Below are 26340 nucleotides of genomic sequence, written 5' to 3' on the forward strand. Positions count from 1 at the left end.
TTATCTTTATTACAATCTATAAGCTGTTTTATCACTTTACAGCTTATATGCTGTATTTTATTCTTACAGCTTATAGGGTGTATCATGCAAAAACAGCCTATAGTATGTATAAGTATCTAAAGTAAGGGTAAGTGCCTTATGAATACAGTCTATCCGTTGAAAACCTTGAATCAGTTGCGCCCATTGCTGGTTGGCTTTCGCAAAGCTAAGGGGCTGACGCAAAAAGACGTGTCTGAAAGGTTAGGTGTAACACAACAAACCTATGCCCGTTTGGAAGCAAACCCCGGAAGTGCCAGTATTGAGCGCTTGTTTAAAGTGCTCACCGTTCTGGGGGTTGAGGTGGTGCTGTCTTCTGGACCAAGAGTACATTTCTCTATGTCATCCTCAACAATGGAAGAGCCAGAAAAGTCAATAGGCTCACCCGCCAGACGGGAAAAATGGTGACACTATGCCTCGAACACAACAGCGTTTAGCAATATGGATGAATGGAATTCAAGTGGGATTCTGGGAAAAGACCCGAGGCGAAGATAAGTTGCAATATCTTCCCGAATGGATCGCTGATGAACAGGGAAGACCTTTATCGCTTTCTTTGCTTTTCACCCCCGGTAATCAGCTTTGGCGCGGCAATGTGGTACGCGACTATTTTGATAATTTATTGCCTGACAGCGAAGGTATACGCAGGCGTTTAGCAACGCGTTACCACGCTGATAGCCTTGAGCCTTTTGATCTGTTGGCTGAGCTGGGAAGAGACTGTGTTGGCGCAATACAGTTACTGAATGGTAATGAGGAGCCCACAGATCTATTTTCCGTAAATTATCGCCCACTTTGTGAAGCTGAGATCGCCACTATATTGCGTAATACAACAGCGGCATTGCTGCCAGGTCGGCAGGATGATACTGACGATTTACGTTTATCGATTGCCGGTGCGCAGGAAAAAACGGCTTTACTCTGGCATGAAAGGCAATGGTGTTTGCCAGAAGGGAGTACCCCTACGACGCATATTTTCAAGTTACCACTCGGGCTAGTGGGTAATATGCAAGCGGATATGAGTACGTCGGTTGAAAATGAATGGCTGTGTTCTTTGATCCTTAAGGAATATGGGATTCCTGTCGCAAAAACACAGATTGCACAGTTTGAAGAGCAGAAGGCACTGGTTGTTGAGCGTTTTGATAGAAGATGGTCAAGCGATCAGCAATGGATCATTCGCTTGCCACAAGAGGATATGTGTCAGGCTCTGGGTGTTTCCCCGCTACGAAAATACCAGTCTGATGGTGGGCCGGGGATTTCCGATATTATGACCATACTGAGTCATTCGGAACAGGCTGAGCAGGACAAAGCGCAGTTTTTCAGGGCGCAAATTATTTTCTGGCTGATAGCGGCTACTGATGGGCACGCCAAAAACTTCAGTATCGCTATTGAGCCACAAGGTCGCTATCACCTTACGCCGCTTTATGATGTTTTATCGGCATGGCCGGTCATTGGTCCGCGTAATAACCAGATTTCCTGGCAGAAGTGCAAGCTGGCAATGGCTGTTCGGGGTAGTAGTAATTATTACCATCTGTACAGAATTCAACGGCGGCATTGGGTCAATCATGGTGAATTAACTGGTCTGGGTAGACGACAGGTTGAAGCCATGATGGATGATATTATATCTAGGACACCTGAGGTTATTGAACGTGTATCTTCGTTGCTGCCTGAGTCATTCCCACCAGAGCTTGCGGAATGTGTTTTTGACGGTATGCGACAACAGTGTGGTCGGTTACAAGAATTGCACCGTAAATAGGATATTGAAGAACGTCTTGAAGCAATTCACCTTTCAGGCAGGGGTAGCCACAGAACGGTGAGTGACTAGGGAAAGCGATCATAAACATCCCCCACCTTGCCCCCACTTAGTCAGGGGTCACGGTTTCCCCCACCTGATTTTCATGGCTAGATTAAGATCCTATCCCAATAGGAATTGTTAGAATATAAGTAACTGAGAATTTTTGAGGACGTAGCATGACTGGCAGCACGTGGCGGATTAGTGATGAACTCTGGGAAAAAATAGCGCCGCTTATTCCTGAACATAAAACTAACCATCCACTGGGAACGCACCGAAAACGGGTTGATGACCGAGTGGCTATGGACGCCATTTTCTTTGTTCTTCGCACCGGATGCCAATGGAACGCACTAAATGAAACAGGGATATGTTCATCAAGTTCTGCACACCGCCGCTTTCAGGAATGGCGCGCAGAGGGGGTTTTTGAGCGTTTCTGGCAGAGCGGATTGATGACCAGCGAGCAACTGAAAGCCATCGACTGGTCATGGTTGTCGATGGACGGCTGTATGACAAAATCCCCGCTGGCAGGCTCAAAAAAACAGGCCGGAACCCCACGGACCGGGGGAAACAGGGGGTAAAGCGTAGCCTGATGACCGATGCGAACGGGCTGCCGCTCTCAGTGGTTGTCGCAGGGGCAAATACTCACGATATCAGGTTAGTCACAGAGCCCCTTGATGCGCTTCAGACGGGGAGGCCGGGCAGAAGGCTGAATATCTGTCTGGATAAGGGGTATGACGCGGAATGGCTGGAACGTGAACTGAAAAATCGGCGTTATGAACCGCATATCCAGTCGCGTAAAGAAGAATCCGATGCGAGCAAAGAGAATATGAATGACAAAGCCCGTCGGTGGGTTGTTGAGAGAACGCACAGTTGGATGAACCGCTTCCGTCGGCTTCTGACTCGTTGGGAGAAAAAAGTCGAAAACGATGAGGCGATGCTGCATTTTTCCTGCGGCATTATTGTCTGGAATAAAATCCTATTGGGATAGGCTCTTAGCTAATATCACTGTGGTTGCTGGTTGAGTTAGTATTGTTTAAAGCACATAGGGGTCAATTTGGTGGTCAAATTTGATAAATATCCATTTATATTTATTTAAAATCATATAAATATAAAGTGTTTCGAGTCCGGCCTTTGCACCATAGTATGAAAATCAAGTCACCTCAGGGTGGCTTTTTTTATGTCCAAAATCGTCCATATATATCTGTAAAATAATAATTTTACCCTTCCTCCCACATTGAATGCTCTCGTGAACGTCGTGCAAATAGATGCCGACATATCAGCCAAAACCATTGATCGGGAACGCATGCCTGACTGGCACCCTAAGCATCCTGTTGAAACCTCGCCAAGCCATTATTGTGATGATTCAGAGATGTTGCGTGGCAGCAAAGCAGTAAGGGAAAAGAGATAAGGTGGGGTAAGCAATGATATCCAATATCATTGAAACAGCTTGATTTTGTAGAGCCTGACGATCATTCTCAATGAATAGTCATTGAAATCACGCCTGAACAGGCAATTTTCAGGTACTGAGGTCAGTCGCTTCGAATTAATCGGGTATGGGTTTGTCGTTAACCGGAGGGAATATGCCAGAAATAAATAGCCTTTTTGCATTCTCGCTAATCGCGCTTGGGATGGTGCTTACGCCAGGCCCCAATATGATATACCTTATTTCACGTTCTATTTGTCAGGGACGTGCTGCTGGACTGATTTCGCTCGGCGGTGTCGCTCTGGGTTTTGTTTTTTACATGATCTGTGCAGCGTTTGGTATAACAGCATTAGTGATGGCTGTTCCTTATGCTTACGATGCGATCCGAATCGCTGGTGCTATTTATCTACTATGGCTGGCATGGCAGGCAATACGTCCGAACGGAAGATCACCCTTTCAGGTTAACGATTTGCCCAAGGATAGCGCGCGTAAACTGTTCATGATGGGGTTCCTAACCAATTTATTAAATCCAAAGATTGCTGTGATGTATTTATCGTTATTGCCACAGTTTATCAATCCCGCTCATGGTAGCGTTTTAACACAGTCGTTAGCCCTCGGTATGACACAAATCATCATTAGCGTCTCAGTTAACGCCGTAATCGCGATCTCTGCCGGAACCATCGCGCATTTTCTCACGAAACGGCCATCCTTTGCGCTAATCCAACGCTGGATTATGGGCGGCGTTCTGACAACCCTCGCCGTCAAAATATTAAGTGAGTCTCGCCGTTGAGGGTAACTCCCCACTTTTCTTTCATTTCACGCCTATATCTGTGTGATATGGGGATAACGGATAGGGTGACGTATTATCCGTTATCCCCTGCTTAATTCCCCCATTTCGTTGTGATAGCCTCTCTGCCTCAAAGGCGATCGGTTCATCCTTCACTGATAAGAACAGCGCTGAAACGGTATGTTTGCTGGACGTTATTTGTATCACTATGCCTTTTTAATAAACGTGAGCTGGGAGGACGAGTGGAATTAATCGTGACGCACGATATTACCGAGAGCGATCGGGAGGAACTTTTTGCAGGCCTGAGAAGCTACAACCATCGGTTTATTAATCCTGCCTCCTTTGGGCAAATCGGGATTTTTCACCGAAATAGTGCCGGGACTCTGCTTGGTGGGTTGATCGCAATGCGTAAAGGGTTATGGCTGTGTATTGATTATTTGTGGGTGAGCGAAGAATCCAGAGGCCTGAAGCTCGGTAGCGCGTTGGTGAAAGCTGCGGAACAGGAGGCGATACGTCTTGGGTGCCGCCATGCGCTTGTGGATACCTTTAGCTTTCAGGCGCTTCCTTTCTATGAAAAGCAAGGCTATCAACGGCAAATGTCGTTACCCGATTTTCCTGAAGAAGGCATGTTAAGGCACTATCTAATAAAGAAGAATATGCAGGCCGTATGATAGTTATCCGCCCATTGACCCATGACAAAGTAGATAAGGCGTGGCCTTCTTTATAATCAGGCCCGTTTCTCTTCTCACTGGTGTGGACGCATGGCTTACCAACTTAATCTTAACTGGCCAGAATTCTTAGAAAAATACTGGCAAAAACAGCCTGTTGTATTAAAGAACGCTTTCCCGAATTTTATTGACCCGATTACGCCGGATGAACTGGCGGGGTTGGCGATGGAGGCGGAGGTCGATAGCCGTCTGGTCAGTCATAAAAATGGTCAGTGGCAGGCCAGCAACGGGCCGTTTGAGCATTTTGATAATCTGGGGGAAACCGGCTGGTCGCTGTTGGCTCAGGCGGTGAATCACTGGCATGCGCCGTCTGCTGAACTCGTGCGTCCGTTCCGCGTGTTGCCGGATTGGCGTTTGGACGATCTGATGATCTCCTTTTCTGTGCCGGGTGGCGGTGTTGGCCCGCATATCGATCAGTACGATGTTTTTATCATTCAGGGGATGGGTAGTCGCCGCTGGCGCGTAGGGGATAAGCTGCCGATGCGCCAGTTCTGCCCGCACCCTGCGCTGCTGCATGTTGATCCTTTCCCGCCGATCATTGATGAAGATCTTGAGCCGGGCGACATTCTCTATATTCCACCGGGTTTCCCGCACGATGGCTTTACGCACGAAACCGCGCTCAACTACTCCGTGGGGTTCCGTGGGCCGAACGGCAGAGATTTAATCAGCAGCTTTGCTGACTACGTGTTGGAGAACGATCTCGGCGGTGAACACTATAGCGACCCGGATTTGACCTGTCGGGAGCATCCAGGCCTGGTTGAAGACTATGAGTTTGATCGTCTGCGCGAGATGATGATCGATGTAATTAATCAGCCGGAAGCGCTTAAAGAGTGGTTTGGCCGCTTTGTGACGACGCCACGCCATGAGCTGGATATCGCACCGGCAGAACCGCCGTATGAGCAGGACGAGATTGTGGGGGCGCTGATGGATGGTGATGTGCTGACGCGTCTGAGCGGTTTACGAGTGCTGGAAGTCGGCGGTAGCTACTTCATTAATAGCGAACGGCTGGATACGGTCGATCCGAAAGCGGCCGATGCGCTGTGTCGTTACACCGTTCTTGGTAAAAAAGAGCTGGGCGAGGCGCTGGATAATCCGGCATTCGTGGCTGAGCTAACCGGTCTGGTTAATCAAGGCTACTGGTTCTTCGACGAGTAATATGCTTCTCTTTAGCGGCTTCCGAACACGTATTATATGGCGGGCTTCGGGAGCCACTGTTGTTATTTGGTGGATTCTTCCTGTTAATAGCTGACTATCAACCTGACCTCGTTAATATCCATATCGCCACAAGATTAATCTTCTTTGGCTAAGAGTTAGTTATCTATTGAATTTATTAATAAAAAATAACTTTATCCCGTCAAGGAATGCAGAATTGGACTATCTTTTAGAGCGATGCGTAATTAAATAACTCTGGAGAGATGTCATGTTTCCTTTGCCTAAAATAAAACAATACCCCTTAGCGTTATGCCTCATTATATCAGCCAGTGTGGTGGCACCGTTTTCTTTCGCAGACACGAAGGCGCCTGGCACACTATTAAAAAAAGTGCCGTTGGGTGAGGAGTATGGCCTCATGGAGGCCGCTGAGCAGTATCTGATCCAGTATCATTCTCGAAGTGGTGTGGATGGCAAAAGCCCACGTGACGATACCGGTGCTGTTTTCATCCCCAAAGGTGAGGCGCCAGAAGGCGGTTGGCCTGTCGTCGTGTGGACGCATGGAACGATAGGTGTGGCGAGCTCTTGCGCGCCGTCTCTCAATCCACGTTCAGCACGGGATGCGCAGTATTTAAATACCTGGTTATCGTTGGGGTTTGCCATTGTGGCACCAGATTATGCGGGGCTGGGATCGGATGGGCTGCATCACTATCTCAATTCACGCGGTGAGGCATGGAGCGTGTTGGATAGCGTAAAAGCGTCTCTGAGTACATTCCCGCTACGTAATCAGTTAACGCTTGTCGGCCAGTCACAGGGGGCGCATGCGGCCTTTGCGACAGCAGGCTACCAACCGGATTATGCGCCGAGTTTGCATATCGCCTCGACCGTATTGACTGGTACACCCTATTTTGACGACAAAACCTCTGCGGCAGAGCTTTTTGCTGGGGAAAGCGGAGAGGGCGGCGATCCGAAAATCCCTTATGTGATGTATATCTATCTCTCGGCGGCCGATATCAATAAAGAGCTTAAGGTTGATGATTATTTCACACCGAAAGCTGCGGCCGTTGTCGCTGACGCACGTAAGATGTGTATCGGTGAACTGACGCAGAAGGTAATGGCCGAGGGGCTGAATGCGAAGAATAGCCTGAAGCCTGCGATACAAGGATTACTGGACAGCCAAACCGCGAATTTGCGCTACAACACACTCAAGGTTAACCAACCGGTCTTCATTGGGATTGGGACTAGCGACATTAACGTACCGACGAAGATGCAGCGTCACTTTGCGGAAGATGTCATTAGTGCAGGGACGTCAGCAGAAGTGCATGAATATAAGGGCATGAACCACAGCGAAACGGTTAATGTTTCGCTGCGTAATTCGGTTCCTTTTGTGTGGTCAGCAAAACAGTAAGCCTCTGGTCCCGGCGAATCTGTCGGGGCATTTGTTTTTAATGTTCAATTATGTGCCAGCCAGCGACGCGCGGCCTGATGTTCTCTGCGATATTGCCGTTGTCGATACCCTAACATCCCCCAGGCCAGCAGGCCGTATAGGGCAGCCAACAGCCATAAATGCCACCAGAATGCGCCGATCTGGGCAAAGTCGGCACCCATCTGATTAAGACGCAGTATTCCCTGGATCGTGAAAACGGCTGGTATCCACTGCGCGAGCCAGTTCAGCGGTGCGGGAATCATTTCCACAGGCCAAATAAAGCCGGAGAGAAAGACAATCGGAATGGAGGAGAGCAGCACTGCCTGGCTGGGGAGATCTTTGCGCGTAAAGGCAGCACCGAGCACCACACCGAGCCATAGCGTTGAGAGCAGAAAGGGCAGCGCAAACAGCAGCAATTTGCCCATGCTAGCTTCACGCGCGATGCCGTAGGCATCGAGACAAAAACCGAGCATGTAAAGCAGCGAGAGCAGGTAAGCGCCGCCCACGACCAATGTGCGCGCCAGCAGCAAGCGCCACGGTGTCGCATATTGCCAGTAGTGAACGATTCCTGACTGTGTTTGCTGGTTTTGTCCTGCACCGAGCAGGCCGCATCCCATCAGCAAAATCTGGTGCAGTATCAACATGAAAACGCCAGGAACCACGTAATCGACATAGCCCATGGTGGGGTTAAATACCGGCACGGCATTCAGCGAGGTTGCCTGCCACTGTGAGCTTGCCGCGGGTATGCCTTCTCCCTGAGCCAGTAGTCGTGCGATTTTAACCTGTGCGCCAACGGTACCGCCGACCGTCGCCAGAGACTGTGCGATCGCGCCGTAGATCAGGAAGTAGCTGGCATCTGCTGAATAACTTACCGTGACGCTTTTTCCCTGCATGATATCGCGGTAGAAGTGGCGCGGAATGTAGAGAATCCCTTTCGCTTCGCCATGCAGAAGCAGCGCCTTGGCCTCATCCAGCGTATTGCGCTGTGCCACCAGCCTTACCTCCGGCGTGGCGTTAGCCATAAACGCCAGACGGCGTGAGAGCTGAGTGCCATCTTCATCGACCAGCACTACCGGCAGTTCGCGTGGCGTCTGGGCGAGGTAAGGTCGCGGATAAAGAAAGGAATAGAGCAGAATCCCGCCGAACAGCGTGAGCAAGATGGTCGGATCGCGCAGTAAGCTGCGCAGCTCAAACCGGATGAGGGTGGCGAAGGTCAGCATGCTACCTCCTTGTCACGGGGTCGATAGCGCCAGAGAGTCAGCGGTAGCAACAGCCAGAATAGGGCGAGCGCTGTCAATGCAGGCGCGATCTGAACGACCCCTGCGCCGTAGCTGGTGATGGCAATCGCGATATCGCCATAGTGAGCGACGGGCAGCAACTGTCGCCAGAATGTGGCGAATGTCTCCATTGCTGCCGCCGGAAAGGTGATACCCATAAATGCCAGTCCAGGTGCCATTAACGCCCCAACAATAGAAACGGCGCGTGCCGGGTCGCGAATCAGCGCATAGAAGGCCATACCCAGTGCGACGCAGGCACCAGCCGTCACGCCGATCGCGACGAAGAGCAGCAGCGCTGAGCCGCTGAGTGGGTAATCAAGCAGGCTATACAGCCCGTAGCTCCATAAGCCGCCCCACGTCCAGCCTATCAGCCAGTGCGTCAGGAATTTAGCACCGATGGCCGCAGTGTGGTTCTCCGGCACCCAGAGTGCTCCGTGCCGATCTTCCCGAGCCAGCGTATTCAGGCCGTAGAGCGCGAGTAGAATCGACCAGATCGAGGGAATAATCGCGTTCAGCAAAAACTGGGCGTAGTTGGCGTTTTGGTTAAACAGCGCGGTAATCTGTCCGCCGATCGGCACCGCCAGTCCTTTGGCTTCAGGAACGGCTGCCCCCTGAGCCAGTGCCTGCATCACGGCGATCTGTCCGTTGAATGTTCCTGCTACCAGCGCCAGCGAGCTGTTGATGACTTTCGCAACCAAAACGAATTGCCCGTTATTCCAGGCGATGATGGTCGGTGATGTTCCCTGCCGGATATCACGCTCAAAGTGGCGTGGGATGACCACCAGCGCATAGATCTTGCCGCCACGCAATGAGGCTGAGCCTTCTGCCACTGACGGGAACTGATGGTTCAGGTTGAAAGAGGGGGATGCATGCAGTTCTCTGGCAAATTGGCGCGACATCGTGCTGTTGTCCAGATCAACCAGACCGATGGGGAGTTCGCGGACAATCGCGCCGGATAGCGTCCACCAGGTCATCAGCATGGTGATAAGCGGCAGCCAGAGCGCTAACGCCATCCCCCAGCGATCGCGCCACAGCGCCCTCCATTCGCGCATCATCACATTTCTACCAGTGCGCTCATGCCGACGCGTAGCCCGTTAATCGGTTGAATCGGACGCGCTTCTACTTCGAATGTTCGCATATCAAACCCTTGTCGGGTATCCGTTGCACGCCACGTGGCGAAATCCCCCATGACGGAGATGTAGGACACCTTAAACCGGAATGTCTGGTTGTTCAGCGCCGGAATACGTGCCTCAAACTCGGTGCCCATCGCAAAGCGCTCAAGGAGATCCTCGCGTACCGCCAGTTGGATCCAGATGTCGCTCATGTCCAGTAGCGTAACCACAGGAAAGCCCTGTGGCGCAATTTCGCCGCTGCGCAGCAACACATTGCTGACCTCTCCCGTGTGTGGGCTAACAACGCGCGCCTCTGCCAGATAGGCTTCCACCTCGGCCACGGAACCGGCGGCCATTCGGGCTTTTTCCTCTGCGGCTACCTGGGTTTCTTTCCGTGTGCCTTCCTGCGCCATTTGATATTCCTGCCACGCCATCCCTTCGGTATAGCGTGCGGCATCCCAGGAGGCTTTGGCTTCATCCCGCTTTTGCAGCGGCAGTACGCCTTCCTGATAGAGATTCTGCACGCGCAGGTAGGTCTTATGGCTTAGCTCGGAACCGGCTTTGGCTTTTTGCCACTGATCTTTGGCAGCGGCGATTTGCTGCTCACGTGCGCCTTTCTTGGCCTCTAGCGCCACCGCGCCCGCCGCGGCTTCGCCAGCTTTTGCCTGCTCCAGCTTTGCGTCCAGTTCCGGTGTCAGGAGCGTGAAGACGAGATCGCCCACGTCAAGCTGTTGGCCTTTTTGTACTGGCACGTCTGCGATACGGCCAGCCACTTTTGACGACACGGAATACTGCTGTGCTTCGATTTGCCCCTGTAAGCGTATCGGTTCGGGCTGGTAGGCGAGCCAGAAGCGATAGGCTATCCAGACAACCACAATCAGCAGGACGGCCTGAAGAAGCCATTTGCGTGTTGAACGTGAAGCGGGCTGGTGGGGTTGGGTCATGGTGTCACCTGTATGGCGTAATGGGTCTGGTAGTCAGCGAAGCGGTTTATCTGGCCGGAAATGGCCATTAATCTGGCGATGGAAACCACGTAACGATAGGCTGCGGAGGCGCGTTGTGTCTTGGCACCGGCCAGTTGGTTTAGCGCATCCACCACGTCTAGCGAGGTAGACATCCCCTGCGTAAATGCCTTGTTGCGCAACCGGACGTTCTCTTCGGCCAGCTTTTCTGTCGAAGACAGGGAGTTGAATTCTTCCAGCGCCAGTCGGGCTTCTCGCCATGTACTCTCGACCATGATTTCAAGATTTTGCCGCATATCGGCTTCCAGATAGTTAACTTGCATTTCTGCGCTTTTCGCAGCGGCAATATTGTCGGAACGGCCTTCACGGCTGATGAGCGGGACGGAAACGCCGACGCCCACCATCCAGTCTGGTGTGGTTCTGGCGGCCAGCGTGTCCTGTTCATAGAGCTGATAATTGCCGAATAAGAACACGTCAGGTGCGTATTTGGCACGCTCAATACGGATAAGATCTTTGGCCTGATCGCGCTTGGCAGAAAGCACCTTGAGACCGGGGTGGGTGTTGAGCGTTTGTTTCACCAACGCAGGCAGTTCGGGCAGCGTTTTATTTATGAACAGCGAAGAAGAGGGGGTGGCACCTTCTGTCTTGATCAACTTCGCGAAGACCATTTCGGTGGTCTCCATATTTCGCCGCGCTTTTTGTGTTTCTATGCGCGCCATGTCATAAGCGGATTGGGCGGACAGCACCTCGACCCGGGCGATCTGCCCCTGCGCTTCCAGCTTACGGGCGTGATCATAGTGTTGCGCCATACCTTTCTCGATATCCTGACGCGTCTTCATCACCTGATGTGCCATCACCACGCCGTAGTAAGTCTGTGCCAGCGCCTCAAACTGCGCCAGCGTGCGGACAATCAGCATCTGCTCTGCCTCATTCACCTGCGCGGCCCGAATTGACTGCGCGGCATCAATTCGGCCTCCGGTGAATAACGGCCAGACGACCTGAACGGAGCTGGTGACCACATTTTGTTCTGTGAAGCGGGTGACGAAGGGATTGCCGCTGATATTAATCAACTGATTGAGTGCGGCAAAGATGTCCCGGTGATTCGACAGCGGGTTTAAGTCGCGCGCATCCAGCTCAACAGGTTTATCGAGGCGCGTATAGCTTGCGCCCACGTTGACCTGCGGCCAATAGAGACCTTTGGCAGACTCTTTCAGGGACTGAGCGCGATCGACTCCGGCGTGCTCAGCGGCAATGCCATCATCGCTTTGCAGCAGGCGTACCCAGGCCTGATTAAATGAGAGGGGCTGCCCAAATGCCGTGGGCGACCAGCACTGCAATAGCAATAGCGCAGCGGGGAAATAAGCCAGAAATCGTTTTTTGCTGTGTGTTACTCGTGGCATGCCTGATGAAATCATCCTTTTACCCAAATGCCGCCAAAGTGGTAGGAGTAAGCCTGCTAAAAAGCGAAGCCTGTGTAGGATAAAGAAATAGATCTCGCGCTGAAGTAAACAAGCCGCGTGATTTCTATTATTTCCGGAGATGATTTAGTTTTGGTCTAAATTCTCAATTATTCAAATAATATAAGAGGTTAAATTGGAAAAAAGCGTGAAAGGGAAATAATGCCAGTGGAATAGGGGCGTTATGAGAATAACGATGATTATTTTTCAATGAATAATTAGCAGGAAAAGGCCCGGATATCCTCCGGGCCAGCGTGACGCAAAACAAAATTACACGGCTTCGTTTTCGTCGGTGTAGCGTTTGGCTTTATAGGCTGGGTGCATCAGGTTCTGGATGGAGAAAATATCATCCAGCTGTTCTTCGGTCAGCAGACCACGCTCCAGCACCACTTCGCGTACGCTCTTACCGGTTTCGGCACAGATTTTCCCGACGATATCGCCGTTGTGGTGACCAATGAACGGGTTCAGGTAAGTCACGATACCGATAGAGTTGAAGACGTAAGCTTCACACACGTCTTTGTTCGCGGTGATGCCGTCAACGCATTTTTCCAGCAGGTTGTAGCAGGCGCTGGACAGAATCTGGATGGATTCGAACATGGCTTGTCCGATAACGGGTTCCATCACGTTCAACTGTAGCTGACCGGCTTCTGCCGCCATGGTGACGCAGGTATCGTTGCCGATGACTTTGAAGCACACCTGATTCACGACTTCCGGTACCACAGGGTTAACTTTGGCTGGCATGATGGACGAGCCCGCCTGCAATTCCGGCAGGTTGATTTCGTTCAGGCCAGTGCGCGGGCCGGAAGACAGCAGGCGCAGGTCGTTACAGATCTTCGACAGTTTTACCGCCACACGTTTCAGGGCGCTGTGCATCATTACGTACGCACCGCAGTCGGAAGTGGCTTCGATCAGGTCTTCCGCTGGTACGCAAGGCAGGCCGCTGACTTTTGCCAGATGTTGAACGGCCAGTTTCTGGTACTCATCCGGGGTGTTCAGACGTGTACCGATGGCGGTCGCGCCCAGGTTCACTTCCAGCAGCAGTTCGGCCGTGCGCAGCAGGTTGCGGTTTTCTTCTTTCAGCAGCACGTTGAACGCGTGAAATTCCTGGCCGAGAGTCATCGGTACGGCATCTTGCAACTGGGTACGACCCATTTTCAGGATGTTTTCAAACTCTTTTGCTTTGCGCTCAAAGCCATCGCTCAGTTGAGTAATTGCTTCGACCAGTTTCAGGATGGAGGTGTACACTGCGATGCGGAAGCCGGTCGGGTAGGCATCGTTGGTAGACTGGCATTTGTTCAGGTGGTCGTTCGGGTTCAGGTATTGGTATTCACCTTTCTGGTGACCCATCAGTTCCAGACCGATATTCGCCAGCACTTCGTTGGTGTTCATGTTGACTGATGTGCCTGCGCCGCCCTGATAGACATCGACAGGGAACTGATCCAGACATTTACCATTATTCAGCACTTCATCACAGGCTTGCAGAATCGTGTTGGCAATGTTACGCGGGATGGTTTGCAGTTCTTTATTCGCCAGCGCGGCCGCTTTTTTTACCATCACCATGGCGCGGACGAATTCTGGAATATCGCTGATGGTGCTATTGCTAATATAAAAGTTCTCAATCGCGCGCAGCGTATGGATACCATAATAGGCATCGGCAGGGACTTCGCGGGTACCTAACAGGTCTTCTTCAATACGGATATTCGTTGACATGGATCTTCTTCCTTTTTTCTTGTTCGATGTACATAGCATCGTTTTCAATATTAAGACTATGATTTTTAGGGTTTGTCTTTCCTGCTTTTTGGTTCTCAGGTAACACGAACCCCGCACGATTTGTATAAAATCATGACTAAAAAGCGTTCTCAGGGAGACGAACATGGAATTAGCATCGTTAAATAGCTAGTGGTGGATATATTCCTCCATTTATGTTTTGTCTCCCAATCGTGAATAGTTATACCTAGCTGTTATTCCATATTATCCGGGTTGATCTCAACCAGCTTTTCTATTCCACGGTTCAGCGTTTTCAATTTCGGAATAAATACGGTTTTGATAATGTCATGTGTGACATCACACGCTTCTTCAAAGAACGCGCTGTATTCATCACGGTGCCCGACAATATACAGCGAGCGCTTGATATTCAGTTGTTCCGGCATATGCGTTAGCACTTCGCGGGAGTGCGCAACGGATTGCAGGAAACTCAGCGGGGTGGTTACCGCCCACCCGATGCCTGCCGCTACCATCGACGTTAAGGTATCCGCGTTATCAAATTCGAGCATGTTCGGTACGCGGACATCGATGCGGCGCAGGTAGCGCTCAATCTGCATCCCAATCTGCGAGTTCCGGTTAAAGCGCACCAGCGGCAGTGCGGCGGAAAGCTCGCGGATGTCCTCAACCGTTTTGATGCGTTTGCGGTAATCCGGCGGCGTGATAATGAAATAGCCTTCGGAAAACAGCTGGTGACGCACCACGCTATCGCTGTCGATCAATGGGTCGCTGGTGACGATCATATCCAGCTCGCGGCGCATTAGCGCTTCACCCTGCTGCGGACTGAGTCCGGTACGAATCAACAACTGCGACGAACTCTTCATCAAACTCTTGGTAAACACTGAACCGCACGTGATCGCGAATGAATCCACCAGGCCGATACGCAAGTCGGGTTTAATCCCTTTTCCTGCTTCCAGCACCTGTGCCTTCAGGTTTGCGATCTCCTCCGTCAGGATTTCTCCTCGGTTTTTCAACGCAATGCCGTAGGGCGTCAGGACAAAGGGGCGACGAGCCCGGTTAACCAATTTGACGCCGAAATCTTCTTCCAATAACCGAATCGTCTGCGAAATGGCAGAGGGTGTCAGGCCTAGCCGCGCGGCGGCTGCCGTCATGCTTCCTGCTTCCGCCATCGTCACAAAGACATAGACGGCGTACATATCGATCGATTTATTGGCGGACACTGTGCGTTTAACCATGTGAGTTTGCCTACGCTGCAAGGTGGATGTCGTCGAAATATGAAGCGTTAGTCTATCTCATCTCGCTGACTACGACCTCGCTAACTGATGTCAGAATAGTCGGCTAACTTCAGAAAAAATACAGGTTGTATCACTGATTAATTTTTTCTTATTTCTAGCTTTAGCGGATCTGAAGGTGAAATGAATGACATGATGTGATGGCTAGTGCGTCGGTTGTATTCCTCCCTCTTGTTCGTGATGTTTTTATACATAAATACAGGATGATTGCGGGTTTTGCTGTTATCCGGCGTAAAAAATTATGCTGAGGAGATAGCTGGCTTCGGATGAGCCGCAGGACGCGGCGAAAGCTTGCGCCACGTAGGGAACGTGTCGCAAGCGGTCCGCTAAGTCAGATACCGACGAAGGTACCGCGTCAGCGGCATAATTTCCGCCGAAAGCCTGGGGTCACGGGGCGAGCGGCGTGTGAGCCGTCCCGTGTCGGGCGCGTGCTACGAAGTCGCATGAAAATGACGTCATTATCGCGCACGAAACTGCCTCAGTAGCAGCATAAAAGTTTGGCTAAGGCCAATCTTTCCAGTTATAACGTATTGTTTTTACTGCGTAGTGAGACGCGAATCACCCACTAGTGTTGCTGTACGAACGTGGCGTTCAGCCTGTTCACACATTTCCAGCAGTGCCGGAATGAGGTGTGCGGTGGCGTTGAGGCAAGCGCCGAGCTGGCTGAGGCTTTCCTGTGGCAGTTCAACGTCATTTTGCAGCGTATCGCCGAGGTAGTTCAGGCCGAGGCACAGGCCCTCAACAGATTCGGCGGCAATCGCGCCGAGGTCGCAGAGCTGAACGTCATCTAACTGCGCGAAAGGCAGGCTGGCGATCAAATCGCGGAAAATGGTAATGGTGCTGTCAGCGGGTGTGGCGTGAGTGTCCGTCATGATTAAATCTTCCATAGCTAGATAATTATTTCATCACGCCTTCAGGTTCCAAACTAAAGGTGTGACCCAGGCAGGGTTGGAACACCGGATCTAGCGACCGGCCAACCTTGCGGTTGCCCTGCCTGAGCCACGGATTAGAGTGTGCACGTAGCCCCTGAAAAAACAAAGCGTTTTCAGTTCTAGATAGTCGGGGTTCCAAGCCCGGCTGCGGATGTTGCCGCAGCACAGAGACTGTATTCCAACGGCGAAAAACGTGGAATAGGGTGGATGGATTTACAGTGGAATTACAGCAGGTTTTGGAATGAAGTTCGCAGAAATGGGCTGAAAGCCTCGTCGCTGGCAAACCGCGATACACGGGGCGACCACAGGGGTGAGGCCTCCCTGCGGGAACCTCCCCCTGTGTTTCCCCTAAAATGAGGCGACTACGCTGCCTGTGGGCGCTGATAAGATGACTCTTACAAGAATGTGGAAACGCATTGAAGGGAACAATCATGCAAAAAACGTTAGCCTGCTGATTCGATTTCAGTTATCGCGATTGATGCCTGATGTAGGCTTGGCATCGACATCTTCGCGCGGAAACCGAGTGCATCCAGCATGTCGAACATGGCGTCAATAGTGAAAAGCTCAATCTTGGCATTTTTCAGTTCTGAAACGCGCGACTGGCTGATACCCAGTTTTTCCGCTGCTTCTTTTTGTGTCCAGCCTTTCTCTTTGATTAAATTGGTGATCATGATCGATAAATCCATTTTCATTGCCATCTTGCTGGCAATCTCAGCGTCATGCGTTACATGAAACGGACTTTCGTAGAATTTTAACGCCATAATACTTATCTCTCCTTATCTCAGTAAATAATATATCTAATATTTTAGATATTTCGTCAAGTTTACTGGATAGAAAGTGTTCTGTTTACTGATTCGGAATTAGTCAGCTCAACACATGATAGCGATAAAGCATTTTCTCAAGGTCCTGTTTCATGCTGACAAAAAGCAGGATCTCTATGACGCGATGCTCTTCATCAACATCATATAAACAGCGAAAATCATCTTCTATCGAGAGGCGTTCACGGAGTGCGATTCCCTTATCGGATAATATTGCGTTATGTCTGTAGCGGGTAGGATCTTGAGAAATAGCCTGTATGGATGTTAAGAACAGGGATTCAGACCACGTAGCGGCTTGTTCAATGCCAATATAGTGAGATTTATAAGACTCAGCATCCTGCAAAGACCAGACAGCCGCAGGCGCGACTTTAATGGTGTACGAACTGGCCAAGTTGACTCCTTGTTTTACGTTCGCGCTTCACGTAATTTTTGTAGGGCTTCCTCTGCGGACATTCCCTGACCGTTTTTAATTTCTTTCTTGGCCGTCATCACCAGCTTCAAGAGTGCGTTAGATTGTCTTTCTCTTTCTCTCTCCAGCAGTTCTGCTTCCCGTTCCGCCGCTGTTTGCACGAAGAGTTCTGCGGAGCCGTTTTTCGTTACATAAACGCCCCCCTGGAACAGTTCAGGGTTGCCAAGGCCTTCACGGGCCGACTTCTGAGACATTGTGGTTTTCATATCATCTGCCTTAATTAAAACAATTGCTTATGTTGAATATGGCTATAAGCGGTAGACTTCTGCTATTGGGTGATAGCGAATACTTTCCTCTTGCCGTTCCTGAGGGTAACAGAGTAATTATATCGTAGCCTGCACGTTAAGGTATAAATTTATGATGAATTTATACCCGCTTCACCCCCTCCCAGTTCAGCCCAAAACGTGCCAGATATTTACGCAGCCGATCGGCGTCGTTGGGCTTTTGTTTTTGCTGGCGTGAGACGGCGAACAGGCGGCGGCCAGCTTCGGAGAGCGAATTGGCGGTACGGCAGATGTCGAGCACGGTTTCAAGCTGGCGCTGTTCGAAGAGGTCGATGTTGGCGAGTTCTGGCGGTAGTGCTGGGGAATCGCTCTGCCAGTTGGATCGCAGGCGAGTGATTTCCTCTTCTACCAGTTCGGTTGTGATGCGACCTTGTTCCGCCAGCGTCGCCATACGGGCGATGGACGAACCAAGTTCGCGGAAGTTGCCGCGCCACGCGGCCTGTGGTGAGCAGGCGAAGGCGAGGTAGCGCTGTCGCGCGTCTTTATCGAAGCGGATCTGCGTTTGGTTATCTCGTGTGAAGCGGTGGAGTTCGTAGTCAATGTTCGGTTCGATATCTTCCCGACGCTCCGCCAGCCCCGGCAGAGGAAACGTCCACATGTTGATACGGGCGTAGAGATCTTCACGGAATTTGCCCTGAGCGATCCACTCGCGCAGGTTGCGGTGCGTGCCAGCAATCAGTTGGAAATCGCTGCTGACTTCTTTATCCGAACCAAACGGTAAAAAGCGTTTTTCTTCAATAGCTTTAAGCAGCATGGCCTGTTCATCCAGCCCCAGTTCGGCGATTTCATCCAAAAACAGCATGCCGCCGTCTGCTTCACGTAACAGCCCGGTTCTTGCCTGTAACGCACCGGTAAATGCGCCCTTTACGTGGCCGAATAATGTCGACATCGCATTGTCGCCGCGCAGCGTGGCGCAGTTAACTGCAACAAACCGCCCGCTAACCAGATGGCGTGACTGACGTAGCTGGTAAATACGCTGTGCCAGAAAGGATTTCCCCGCACCAGTCGGGCCGGTCAGGAGCATCGGTGCCGTTGAGCGTAGCGCGACACGTTCAATCTGGTCGATCAGTGTGTTGAATGTCGTGTTACGTGTCTCGATACCGGATTTCAGGAACGAGACGGAGCGCGCTTGCTCATGCTGGAAGCGGCTGGTGAGGGTTGCGTAGCGGCTAAGATCCAGATCGATAACGGAGTAGATGCCCTGCGGTGCCGGACGATCCGCTTTCTCCCCCGGTGCGGTTTGCAGCAGCTTGGCGGGCAGATAGCGGGCTTCGGTCAGCAGGAACCAGCAAATCTGCACGACGTGGGTGCCGGTGGTGATGTGAACGAAATACTCCTCGTTCTCGGTATCGAACGGGTAGCGGCTCGCAAAGTCCAGAAAGGCGCTGTAGACCTCTTCCAGATTCCACGGGTCGCGCAACTCAACGGCCTGAAGCGTAACCTGAGTCGCGGGTGACACCACGGCGATATCCTCCGCCACCTGCTGTGCCATCCCCTCGTTGCGTGCCTGGTGCAGCAGTTCCAGACGATCGACGGGGAAATCTGGCTGCTGGCATAAGCCGACAGTAGGCCGCCATTTTGTCCAGCGATTCTCCCGTTTCCCTCGTTTGTCCAGCGTGGTGCCCAGCACACCAATGACGACGCGACGCTTCATGCTATACCTTGTTATAAATTATTATCCTATAGGATAAATTTACTGTTTATTTTTCTTCGTTACCACTTTCTATGTAATTTTTTTTATTCTTTTATTATCAATGCATTATATTTTTGTTTTGTGCTTTTAATAAATCTGGCATGCCTTTGGCAATATCTATAGCGAACAACGACAAACAAAGAGAATGAAAATGGAAGAGATGAAAACGCAGGATTACGACATGATGTCGCCCGTGAATAGCGCGCCAGTAAAAATGTGGACGCAGGGCGTGCCTGTGGAACCGGAAGCCCGCGACCAACTGCTGAATACGGCCAAAATGCCGTTTATTTTTAAACATCTGGCGGTGATGCCGGATGTGCATCTGGGAAAAGGATCGACGATTGGTAGCGTGATCCCCACGCGTGGCGCGATTATCCCCGCCGCAGTGGGAGTAGATATCGGCTGTGGGATGATTGCAGTGCGTACGTCACTGGTTGCCAGCGACCTGCCGGATAACCTGATGGGGTTGCGTAGCGCGATTGAGCAGTCGGTGCCGCACGGACGTAGCGTGACGCGTTCCAAACGTGATGTCGGTTCCTGGCAGAACCCGCCGCAGACGGTGGATGCGCACTGGTCGCTGCTGGAACCGCGTTTTAAACGTTTGACGGATAAATATCCGCAGTTGCTGAAAACCAACAACTATCAGCATTTGGGAACGCTAGGAACGGGTAACCACTTTATTGAAATCTGTCTGGATGAAGTGGATCGCGTCTGGGTGATGTTGCACAGCGGGTCGCGTGGCGTAGGGAATGCGATTGGGTCGCTGTTCATCAAGCTGGCACAGGACGATATGCAGCAGCACATTGCGAACCTGCCGGACCGTAACTTGGCGTATTTCGAGGAAGGCAGTCTGCACTTTGACGATTACATCGAAGCGGTGGAATGGGCGCAGGATTTTGCCCGTCATAACCGTGAAGTGATGATGTCGCATACGCTGGCGGCGCTGTCTCGTATTGTGACGAAGCCGTTTACCACGCAGCAGGAAGGCGTGAACTGCCACCATAACTACGTGCAGCGCGAAACACACTTTGGTGAATCGGTGCTGATCACCCGTAAAGGGGCGGTGTCGGCGCAGAAAGGCCAGATGGGGATCATTCCAGGATCGATGGGCGCGAAGAGCTTTATCGTGCGTGGGCTGGGGAACGAAGAGAGCTTCTGTTCCTGTAGCCACGGCGCGGGGAGAACCATGAGCCGTACTGCGGCGAAGAAACGCTTCACCGTGGAAGATCAGATCCGTGCAACCGCGCACGTCGAGTGCAGAAAAGACAGCGACGTTATCGATGAAATCCCGATGGCGTACAAAGATATCGATAAGGTGATGGCGGCACAGTCATCGCTGGTGGAAATTGTACATACGCTGCGTCAGGTGGTGTGTGTGAAAGGATAAGAAGAGGGCAGGGAATATGGCATCGTACAATTTACTACTGCAACAGTTGGAAAAACTGGTGGCTTCGCCAGACAATTACTATCGGCCCGCGCAGGCTGATGCTCTGGGTTCTGCATCACGCCTGATAGTGCTCACGCGCCACTATAACGGGCATATTCGGCAGCGTGCGGCGCTGTGTCTGGGTTTTATGGGCGAGGTCTCGGCATTACCCGCGTTGATTGAACGAGTAAACGATTGGGCAGAACCGGTGCGCCGGGCAGCTAAACAGAGCGTGAGGCTGCTGTTAACGCCGAATAACACCGCGTCTTTTGTCGCCAATTTGCCTGCCATTTTCTGGCTGTTGCAGTGCCAGCGAGAAGATCATCAGCCGCTGGTGGGTGAGATCGTGAGCTTTCTTGCTGAGGAGGCGCATGCGTCGTCGCTACTGGCGGGGTTGTCTGCGGAAGACAAAACCGTCGCCAGATTATCACTGGATATTCTGGTTGAACGTAAGTTATTTCCGTTGAAGCAAATCTTTAGCCAGACGATGCGGCATCGCGATCCATTAGTCAGAGCGAACGCGGCGCGGTATTTGCTGAGTGCTGACAAGGATGTCGATCATGACGTGATGACCATTCTGTTGAAGGACACGTTCGCACCCATCAAGCAGGTAGCGTTGCAGTATGTGATAGACACGGGGTTTCCTGTGTCTGCGTCGCTGTTGATTGATCTGTTGTTTTATAAGAACGCATTGGTGCGTCAACGAGCCTCAGCGCTGCTGCGCGAACGAAACGACGATCCGGTTGCGCATTATCTTGTGGCACTGGATCGGGCGAGTACCGTCACAGTGCGAAAAATCACGCTCTGGGGGCTAGATGAGCATCGCTATGAAGGCATTGTGGCACTGGCGGAGCGCAATCTGGACGAGCGCTATCCCAGCCTTTATTACAGCGCTCTGCGCATTCTTATTCTGCGTACGGGTGACGATGCGCGTGAGCAACTGTTGGCCGCTCTACTGCATCCCTCGCTAGCTATTGTGAAGGTCGCGTGTAAGCTGTTTTACCAGCAGAAAATACCGCTATCGCTGCCGGAACTTCAGCACTGTATGGAAAGTGCATCTTCCAGAGAACATGTTGAGGTGTATTACTTTTTAGCGCACAAGCTCAACAAATGGGATTGGCTCGTGTTCCTGCTGGAAAACGTTAAACCAGATAATGTGGCGTTAACGCAGGCTGGCATTGCGTACTGGATACAGCGGTTTAACCGTTCGGGCATAATGCCGAGTACCCGACAGCAGGCGCGTTTACGGATGTTGTTGGACGAACATCCACACGTCATCTCGCGTGACAGTCCCTATATTGCCTTGTTTTTGTACGGCTGATTTTCGTATGAAAAAAGTACAGGAAAAAGTGGAGAGGATCGCGTAAATTGACAACACAATTGACACCACGGGGGCGGAAATGAGTACCATCCATTTCAGAATCGATGCAGAAACCAAGCAACTCGCGATGCAGGCTGCTGATCGTCATCAAGTGAGCCTGACGGAGTTGATGCGACAGCGTGCAGAGGAATTGGCAGAAGAAGAGCGTCAGTATCAGCGCAACGCAGGTGATGAATGGCTTGAAGCGCAGATTCAGGAGGCGTTTTCTCGTTATGATGCGGGTGAAGGTGAGCTCGTCAGTAATGAGGACGCCAGCCAGAGAATGGAGGCATTGAAAGCGCGAGCGGCGCGGGGTGAGCTGTGATATTTAAGGTCCGGTGGGAGAAGCAGGCACTGGCAGATCGCGAAGGAATATACCGCTATCTGTATAAAGAGGCGGGGTTGGATGTTGCGAATGCGGCGGATGAAAAATTTATCTCATCGGTATCGTTGCTCGAAGCCACGCCAGAAGCCGGTCTTGATATCGGAAAATCGGGGGAACGGCGAAAATTGGTCCTGACGCGATTCCCCTTCATCATTATTTATGCACTCAAGCGAGAGATAAACGAAGTGCATATCCTGCGTATATTACATACCTCCCGCAAGCTATCGGCATCTTACCGATAACCTCTTTACCCCAAAAAATACGCTCGTGACGATACGCCATCTTCGCCAGATCGGGTGGGTAGGCATCTGGCAGATGGATTTGTTTGCCTTCATACTGTGCAACGTCGTTGCTATGACGATGCCCATCTTTTCACTTACAGTAACTGAGTGATGGAGCCGCTATTTTCAGTGAATACTACGTCCGCTTTTGCACCGTTGACGAGTGACATTTGAGGGGGAATATGGCCAATGTCCACATCATACAGCACAGGAATAGTGAGATCCCCGAGAGCAGAACGTAAAGCGTCTAAATAATGTTGTTGTGTGGGGTCACTTACGTCGGGTGCTGCACTTCTGCCTATCAGAACACCTTTCAAGTCATTGAACCAACCCTGTAAGCGTAAACTAAATAATGCTCGCGTTAGCTCACAGGGTTCATTTCCACGTTTTCAAAATACAGAATGACCCCTTCGTCGTGATGCTGTGCCCTAAACAAAGATAGGTTACCGAATGGGGTACCCGCTAACCTTGATATGATGTCCAGGCATCCACCAATCAGGCGTCCCTGAAAATGGGCAGAAGAAGTGGTGCCATCAAGGTGCTTCCACCTTGTCTTTTGCGTCAGATTAAAACCTGCATCGTCTGTGTTAACCCATTGATTTTCATCAATTTGAAACGCAGTTGATGCGTATTGTTTAACTACTGTTCCCCGGTCGCTCTCCAAAATATCCCATATGGCTTGTGTGGTGAGATCTAACTCTTTGGCACCAAGATCCATGAGATTAGGTCCATGTACCGTTGACCAACCAGAAAGTGTAGTCAATGGGAAATGAAATGTACTGAGATCTGAAAAGCCAACAAACCATTTAGGCTCGGTTTTCGCTAACAGATTGAAATCTAAGAGATCAAGTAATTCGATGGCCAGATCACCTCCCCATGGTGGCATAACAGCCTTGACTTCTGGGTCGGTTAGATAACACATCAGCTCCTTCGCCCGTGATGTTTTACTGGCACTTTTATTTTTATGCTGGGTGCGTAAGCACTCCCCTTCACGGACTCTAAATCCTTTTTCCTTCAGGTTTTTTATGGCAAGTTCCAGTCGAGGATGCAAATGCTGAGGGACCCCAGATGATGGCGCAGTTATAGCAATCAGATCTCCTGGAACCAGTTTGGGTGGGAAGCGGATACGCATGTATTTAAATCCTTATTTTCAAAGCAATTCATAGTCCATAAATTAAACTTAACTACCCGATTTCGTTAGTAATATAGCGTATTGACCCCCTGCCCCAAAAAATATGCTCACGACGATACGTCATCTGTGCCAGATCGGGTGGGTAGGCGTCTGGCAGATGGATTTGTTTGCCTTCATACTGAGCAAAGTTAACATCGCTGGTGGTGCTTTTCAGCTTTTTGATTCGTGGAGAAAGCAGCATTTCCAGCGAATCATTGAAGCTGATGAGTACCCATATCAAAGGCTTTGTCATGCTGGTTGGGCAAGCAAAGGCCGTTGCTGGGATTGAGGAGATGTTCTGCCTCTGTTTTCCACGGGCGATGTGGCTGGCGGCCAGCAGCGCGTTTCACCTGCGCGAGGCATTCACCGCCGTGATAGCCATGAATTTCGCTCTCGTTTCCCTACCTTGATAACCGCGCTTGCGGTAAAGGTTGTTGTAACGTCTGCTGTGGTGCGCTGTCATCAACCTTGAAGCGGCTGACCAGCGATTCCATTTCAATCGCCTGCTCATCCAGCAGTTGGCTGGCAACGGAAGCCTGAGAAACCAGCGTCGCATTCTGCTGCGTGACCATCTCCAGTTGGCTGAGCGCTTCGTTAATTTGTGCGATACCCAGTGACTGTTCATCGGCGGCGACGGCGATTTCATTCACCAGATCGCGCACTTTACGCGTGCCGACGACGATATCGTTAATCCCCCGGTTCGATTGGTTCACCAGTTTTGTTCCTTCGCTGACGCTGGCAATACTGTCGGCGATGAGCGCGCGGATTTTGCCTGCTTCATCTGCACTGCGTTGTGACAGTTGACGAACTTCCGCCGCAACGACGGAGAACCCACGGCCATGTTGGCCTGCTCGCGCGGCCTCGACCGCTGCGTTCAGCGCCAGCAGGTTGGTCTGAAAGGCAATGGCATCAATGGCGGTAACGACGGCGTTCACGCGCTGGCTGGCGTCCTGAATTTTTTCCATCGCGCCGCTGGCAGATTCGGTAATGGTTCCGACGCGGCGAGCCTGATCGTCCACCTCTGTCGTTAACTGACGCGCTTGTCCGGCAAAGTCAGCGGTTTGTTTTACCGTAACGGTAATCTCTTCCATGCTGCTGGCGGTTTGCACCAGCGATGCGGACTGCTCTTCCGTGCGCTGCGCCAGATCCTGATTACCGTTAGCGATCTCGCTACTGGCACGTCCGATGGTCTGCGAGCTGTGCTTAATACTCACCACCATATCGGCGATGTTTTCCAACGAGGCGTTATACGCCTGATTCAGTTGAGAAAGCTCGTCGTTGCCCGGCACGCGTAGACGGCGTGTAAGATCCCCACCCATTTCACGAATGGTGGTCAGCGTTTGCTGAAGTTGTTCGTTGATGCTGCGCATAATCATGGAGGCAAGACCGAGCGCCATGAGCAGAGAAATCAGCGCACCAGCTAGATAACTAATCCAGGAGCGGCGGGCATCGGCGGCTAAGGCATTAACCTGAGTAGTAAGGTCTTGGGTGGCGAGCTGCTCAACTTTTTTCAGTTCATCGATTTTTACCGTTTGCTGATTAAACCACTGGCCGGCATCAATGCCAAAGTTGCCGCCGGGGGAGGCTAACGCCTTGTTGCGCATCTGGAGCGTGTTCTGGGCAGCAGGGTTGTTGAGAGCCTGTTCAAAAGCGCTGCGTAGGTCGGCATTGGCGAACATGTTATAGGCGGTGGTGTAGGCATCTCCCCGGCCGACCATTTGGTTCAGTCGCTCGAACATACCCGCGGCAAAGCTGTTAGCGGAAAAGGTGTTGGAGAGCACGGCGCGTTCGAGCCCTGCCTGCTCTTTCACATTCAGCAGGTTGTAATAGGCCGCCAGGCGTTGTGCGATACCGCCGTCACTGACCAGATGGGTCATATCCCCGACAATATTTAGCAGATAGCCGACGGATTCGGAATAGTAGCCGAGCGCCTGAGTGACGGATATCGATATGCTGTCGACATTGCGGCGATGTTCGCCGATCTGTTGCACTTTCTGCGCAATTTTGCCGAGCTCCTCGCTGACTGCCGCCCCTAATTCATCCTGACTCAGGTTAGCGGTGGTTTGCTCTAGCATCTGCTGTGCCCGATCGGTGGCCTGTCTCTGAGTTGCGAGCTCTGGACCAAAATTTTTCCCCTGACTGCCAAAATAACCTGCGCTCAAGCCGCGTTCACGCTGTAGCTGGTGGGCGAACTCGCCTGCATCGCGTGCCAGCGCAATGAGTTTCTCCATCCGGATCATTTCATTTTCGGTGCTGCGGCGTTCCATCACGCCGGAAAAGCTGAACCACAGCAGGGCAAGGATAGGAGGAAGAAGGGCAAGAATGAACTTACTACGGATCGAGATGTGATGAAGGGATTTCATAGGT

Annotated in this window: 25 protein-coding genes and 1 pseudogene; 11 read left to right on the forward strand and 15 right to left on the reverse strand. The window is 51.4% G+C overall.

Going from position 1 to position 26340, the window contains the following annotated elements; all coding sequences use genetic code 11:
- Window positions 1-138 precede the first annotated feature (138 nt).
- The 7 genes from NAL19_RS02150 to NAL19_RS02180 all read left to right on the forward strand — a co-directional run bounded on the left by NAL19_RS02150 (window position 139) and on the right by NAL19_RS02180 (window position 7314).
- Window positions 139-444: a helix-turn-helix domain-containing protein gene (locus tag NAL19_RS02150; protein ID WP_225086687.1), complete on the forward strand. Its 306-nt coding sequence runs from the start codon at window positions 139-141 to the stop codon at window positions 442-444.
- A gap of 4 nt (window positions 445-448) precedes the next feature.
- Window positions 449-1783, forward strand: coding sequence for a type II toxin-antitoxin system HipA family toxin (locus tag NAL19_RS02155; RefSeq protein ID WP_263058631.1), 1335 nt, complete (start codon window positions 449-451; stop codon window positions 1781-1783).
- Between the two features lie 215 nt (window positions 1784-1998).
- A protein-coding gene (locus NAL19_RS02160) for an IS5 family transposase (protein WP_263058632.1) occupies window positions 1999-2807 on the forward strand; the annotation gives its coding sequence in 2 pieces (ribosomal slippage) (window positions 1999-2349 and window positions 2352-2807; 807 coding nt in all).
- 592 nt (window positions 2808-3399) lie between these two features.
- Window positions 3400-4032 carry a LysE family translocator gene (locus NAL19_RS02165; protein WP_225086695.1) on the forward strand — a complete coding sequence of 211 codons (633 nt, stop codon included), beginning with the start codon at window positions 3400-3402 and terminating at the stop codon, window positions 4030-4032.
- 239 nt (window positions 4033-4271) lie between these two features.
- Window positions 4272-4700, forward strand: a complete 429-nt coding sequence (locus tag NAL19_RS02170) for a GNAT family N-acetyltransferase (RefSeq protein ID WP_225086696.1) — start codon at window positions 4272-4274, stop codon at window positions 4698-4700.
- Window positions 4701-4790: 90 nt separating this feature from the next.
- Complete coding sequence (locus NAL19_RS02175) at window positions 4791-5912, forward strand: cupin domain-containing protein (RefSeq protein ID WP_263058633.1); 1122 nt, start codon at window positions 4791-4793, stop codon at window positions 5910-5912.
- A 265-nt stretch (window positions 5913-6177) separates the two neighbouring features.
- The gene (locus tag NAL19_RS02180) at window positions 6178-7314 is read left to right on the forward strand and encodes a lipase family protein (protein WP_263058634.1); all 1137 of its coding nucleotides are present in this window, start codon (window positions 6178-6180) and stop codon (window positions 7312-7314) included.
- A 44-nt stretch (window positions 7315-7358) separates the two neighbouring features.
- Here NAL19_RS02180 and NAL19_RS02185 read toward each other — a convergent pair whose 3' ends face one another.
- From NAL19_RS02185 to rtcR, 11 genes are all read right to left on the reverse strand, one after another.
- Complete coding sequence (locus NAL19_RS02185) at window positions 7359-8552, reverse strand: ABC transporter permease (protein WP_263058635.1); 1194 nt, start codon at window positions 8550-8552, stop codon at window positions 7359-7361.
- Window positions 8546-9664 carry an ABC transporter permease gene (locus tag NAL19_RS02190; protein ID WP_263058636.1) on the reverse strand — a complete coding sequence of 373 codons (1119 nt, stop codon included), beginning with the start codon at window positions 9662-9664 and terminating at the stop codon, window positions 8546-8548. Before NAL19_RS02190 ends, NAL19_RS02185 begins: the two co-directional genes overlap by 7 nt.
- Complete coding sequence (locus NAL19_RS02195) at window positions 9664-10665, reverse strand: HlyD family secretion protein (RefSeq protein ID WP_263058637.1); 1002 nt, start codon at window positions 10663-10665, stop codon at window positions 9664-9666. Before NAL19_RS02195 ends, NAL19_RS02190 begins: the two co-directional genes overlap by 1 nt.
- Window positions 10662-12083 carry a TolC family protein gene (locus NAL19_RS02200; protein WP_263058638.1) on the reverse strand — a complete coding sequence of 474 codons (1422 nt, stop codon included), beginning with the start codon at window positions 12081-12083 and terminating at the stop codon, window positions 10662-10664. Before NAL19_RS02200 ends, NAL19_RS02195 begins: the two co-directional genes overlap by 4 nt.
- A gap of 327 nt (window positions 12084-12410) precedes the next feature.
- Entirely contained in the window at window positions 12411-13850 is a 1440-nt protein-coding gene (aspA, locus tag NAL19_RS02205) for an aspartate ammonia-lyase (RefSeq protein ID WP_225086703.1), read from the reverse strand.
- Between the two features lie 251 nt (window positions 13851-14101).
- Window positions 14102-15097: a LysR family transcriptional regulator gene (locus tag NAL19_RS02210; protein WP_180743139.1), complete on the reverse strand. Its 996-nt coding sequence runs from the start codon at window positions 15095-15097 to the stop codon at window positions 14102-14104.
- 593 nt (window positions 15098-15690) lie between these two features.
- A complete protein-coding gene (locus NAL19_RS02215) occupies window positions 15691-16026 on the reverse strand; it encodes a hypothetical protein (protein WP_263058639.1) in 336 nt (111 codons plus the stop codon).
- 503 nt (window positions 16027-16529) lie between these two features.
- Window positions 16530-16847, reverse strand: a complete 318-nt coding sequence (locus NAL19_RS02220) for a helix-turn-helix domain-containing protein (protein WP_005971176.1) — start codon at window positions 16845-16847, stop codon at window positions 16530-16532.
- A 103-nt stretch (window positions 16848-16950) separates the two neighbouring features.
- Window positions 16951-17295 carry a type II toxin-antitoxin system RelE/ParE family toxin gene (locus NAL19_RS02225; protein WP_225086705.1) on the reverse strand — a complete coding sequence of 115 codons (345 nt, stop codon included), beginning with the start codon at window positions 17293-17295 and terminating at the stop codon, window positions 16951-16953.
- 14 nt (window positions 17296-17309) lie between these two features.
- A complete protein-coding gene (locus NAL19_RS02230) occupies window positions 17310-17579 on the reverse strand; it encodes a hypothetical protein (protein ID WP_039462890.1) in 270 nt (89 codons plus the stop codon).
- Between the two features lie 160 nt (window positions 17580-17739).
- Complete coding sequence (rtcR, locus tag NAL19_RS02235) at window positions 17740-19311, reverse strand: RNA repair transcriptional activator RtcR (RefSeq protein ID WP_263058640.1); 1572 nt, start codon at window positions 19309-19311, stop codon at window positions 17740-17742.
- A gap of 190 nt (window positions 19312-19501) precedes the next feature.
- On the opposite strand from rtcR, the gene NAL19_RS02240 reads away from it, so the two are divergent.
- From NAL19_RS02240 to NAL19_RS02255, 4 genes are all read left to right on the forward strand, one after another.
- Window positions 19502-20737, forward strand: coding sequence for an RtcB family protein (locus tag NAL19_RS02240; protein WP_411561414.1), 1236 nt, complete (start codon window positions 19502-19504; stop codon window positions 20735-20737).
- Window positions 20738-20753: 16 nt separating this feature from the next.
- Window positions 20754-22097: a HEAT repeat domain-containing protein gene (locus NAL19_RS02245; protein ID WP_263058641.1), complete on the forward strand. Its 1344-nt coding sequence runs from the start codon at window positions 20754-20756 to the stop codon at window positions 22095-22097.
- A 79-nt stretch (window positions 22098-22176) separates the two neighbouring features.
- Window positions 22177-22461 carry a damage-inducible protein J gene (locus tag NAL19_RS02250; RefSeq protein ID WP_225086709.1) on the forward strand — a complete coding sequence of 95 codons (285 nt, stop codon included), beginning with the start codon at window positions 22177-22179 and terminating at the stop codon, window positions 22459-22461.
- Entirely contained in the window at window positions 22458-22763 is a 306-nt protein-coding gene (locus NAL19_RS02255; RefSeq protein ID WP_263058642.1) for a type II toxin-antitoxin system RelE/ParE family toxin, read from the forward strand. The genes NAL19_RS02250 and NAL19_RS02255 overlap by 4 nt, the downstream gene beginning before the upstream one ends.
- Before the next feature lie 134 nt (window positions 22764-22897).
- Here the strand turns inward: NAL19_RS02255 and NAL19_RS02260 are convergent.
- The 4 genes and pseudogenes from NAL19_RS02260 to NAL19_RS02270 form a co-directional block, all read right to left on the reverse strand.
- Window positions 22898-23934 (reverse strand): annotated as a pseudogene (locus NAL19_RS02260) (S66 peptidase family protein).
- 52 nt (window positions 23935-23986) lie between these two features.
- Window positions 23987-24214, reverse strand: a complete 228-nt coding sequence (locus NAL19_RS21655; protein WP_317630302.1) for a hypothetical protein — start codon at window positions 24212-24214, stop codon at window positions 23987-23989.
- Window positions 24186-24323, reverse strand: coding sequence for an HNH endonuclease (locus tag NAL19_RS21660; RefSeq protein ID WP_317630303.1), 138 nt, complete (start codon window positions 24321-24323; stop codon window positions 24186-24188). The genes NAL19_RS21655 and NAL19_RS21660 overlap by 29 nt, the downstream gene beginning before the upstream one ends.
- Before the next feature lie 51 nt (window positions 24324-24374).
- A complete protein-coding gene (locus NAL19_RS02270; protein WP_263058643.1) occupies window positions 24375-26336 on the reverse strand; it encodes a methyl-accepting chemotaxis protein in 1962 nt (653 codons plus the stop codon).
- Window positions 26337-26340: the final 4 nt, after the last annotated feature.

This window comes from Pectobacterium sp. F1-1, assembly GCF_025643735.1.
Taxonomy (GTDB): Bacteria; Pseudomonadota; Gammaproteobacteria; order Enterobacterales; family Enterobacteriaceae; genus Pectobacterium; species Pectobacterium colocasium.

Excerpts from the sequence above, each read along its gene's own strand:
- NAL19_RS02230 (WP_039462890.1), bottom strand. The coding sequence starts at position 17,579 with ATGAAAACCACAATGTCTCAGAAGTCGGCCCGTGAAGGCCTTGGCAAC.
- NAL19_RS02195 (WP_263058637.1), bottom strand. The coding sequence starts at position 10,665 with ATGACCCAACCCCACCAGCCCGCTTCACGTTCAACACGCAAATGGCTT.
- NAL19_RS02200 (WP_263058638.1), bottom strand. The coding sequence starts at position 12,083 with ATGCCACGAGTAACACACAGCAAAAAACGATTTCTGGCTTATTTCCCC.
- NAL19_RS02150 (WP_225086687.1), top strand. The coding sequence starts at position 139 with ATGAATACAGTCTATCCGTTGAAAACCTTGAATCAGTTGCGCCCATTG.
- NAL19_RS02190 (WP_263058636.1), bottom strand. The coding sequence starts at position 9,664 with ATGATGCGCGAATGGAGGGCGCTGTGGCGCGATCGCTGGGGGATGGCG.
- NAL19_RS02215 (WP_263058639.1), bottom strand. The coding sequence starts at position 16,026 with ATGACGGACACTCACGCCACACCCGCTGACAGCACCATTACCATTTTC.
- NAL19_RS02270 (WP_263058643.1), bottom strand. The coding sequence starts at position 26,336 with ATGAAATCCCTTCATCACATCTCGATCCGTAGTAAGTTCATTCTTGCC.
- rtcR (WP_263058640.1), bottom strand. The coding sequence starts at position 19,311 with ATGAAGCGTCGCGTCGTCATTGGTGTGCTGGGCACCACGCTGGACAAA.
- NAL19_RS02185 (WP_263058635.1), bottom strand. The coding sequence starts at position 8,552 with ATGCTGACCTTCGCCACCCTCATCCGGTTTGAGCTGCGCAGCTTACTG.
- NAL19_RS02250 (WP_225086709.1), top strand. The coding sequence starts at position 22,177 with ATGAGTACCATCCATTTCAGAATCGATGCAGAAACCAAGCAACTCGCG.
- NAL19_RS02245 (WP_263058641.1), top strand. The coding sequence starts at position 20,754 with ATGGCATCGTACAATTTACTACTGCAACAGTTGGAAAAACTGGTGGCT.
- NAL19_RS02180 (WP_263058634.1), top strand. The coding sequence starts at position 6,178 with ATGTTTCCTTTGCCTAAAATAAAACAATACCCCTTAGCGTTATGCCTC.
- NAL19_RS02220 (WP_005971176.1), bottom strand. The coding sequence starts at position 16,847 with ATGGCGTTAAAATTCTACGAAAGTCCGTTTCATGTAACGCATGACGCT.
- NAL19_RS02165 (WP_225086695.1), top strand. The coding sequence starts at position 3,400 with ATGCCAGAAATAAATAGCCTTTTTGCATTCTCGCTAATCGCGCTTGGG.
- NAL19_RS02155 (WP_263058631.1), top strand. The coding sequence starts at position 449 with ATGCCTCGAACACAACAGCGTTTAGCAATATGGATGAATGGAATTCAA.
- aspA (WP_225086703.1), bottom strand. The coding sequence starts at position 13,850 with ATGTCAACGAATATCCGTATTGAAGAAGACCTGTTAGGTACCCGCGAA.
- NAL19_RS02210 (WP_180743139.1), bottom strand. The coding sequence starts at position 15,097 with ATGGTTAAACGCACAGTGTCCGCCAATAAATCGATCGATATGTACGCC.
- NAL19_RS02175 (WP_263058633.1), top strand. The coding sequence starts at position 4,791 with ATGGCTTACCAACTTAATCTTAACTGGCCAGAATTCTTAGAAAAATAC.
- NAL19_RS02240 (WP_411561414.1), top strand. The coding sequence starts at position 19,502 with ATGGAAGAGATGAAAACGCAGGATTACGACATGATGTCGCCCGTGAAT.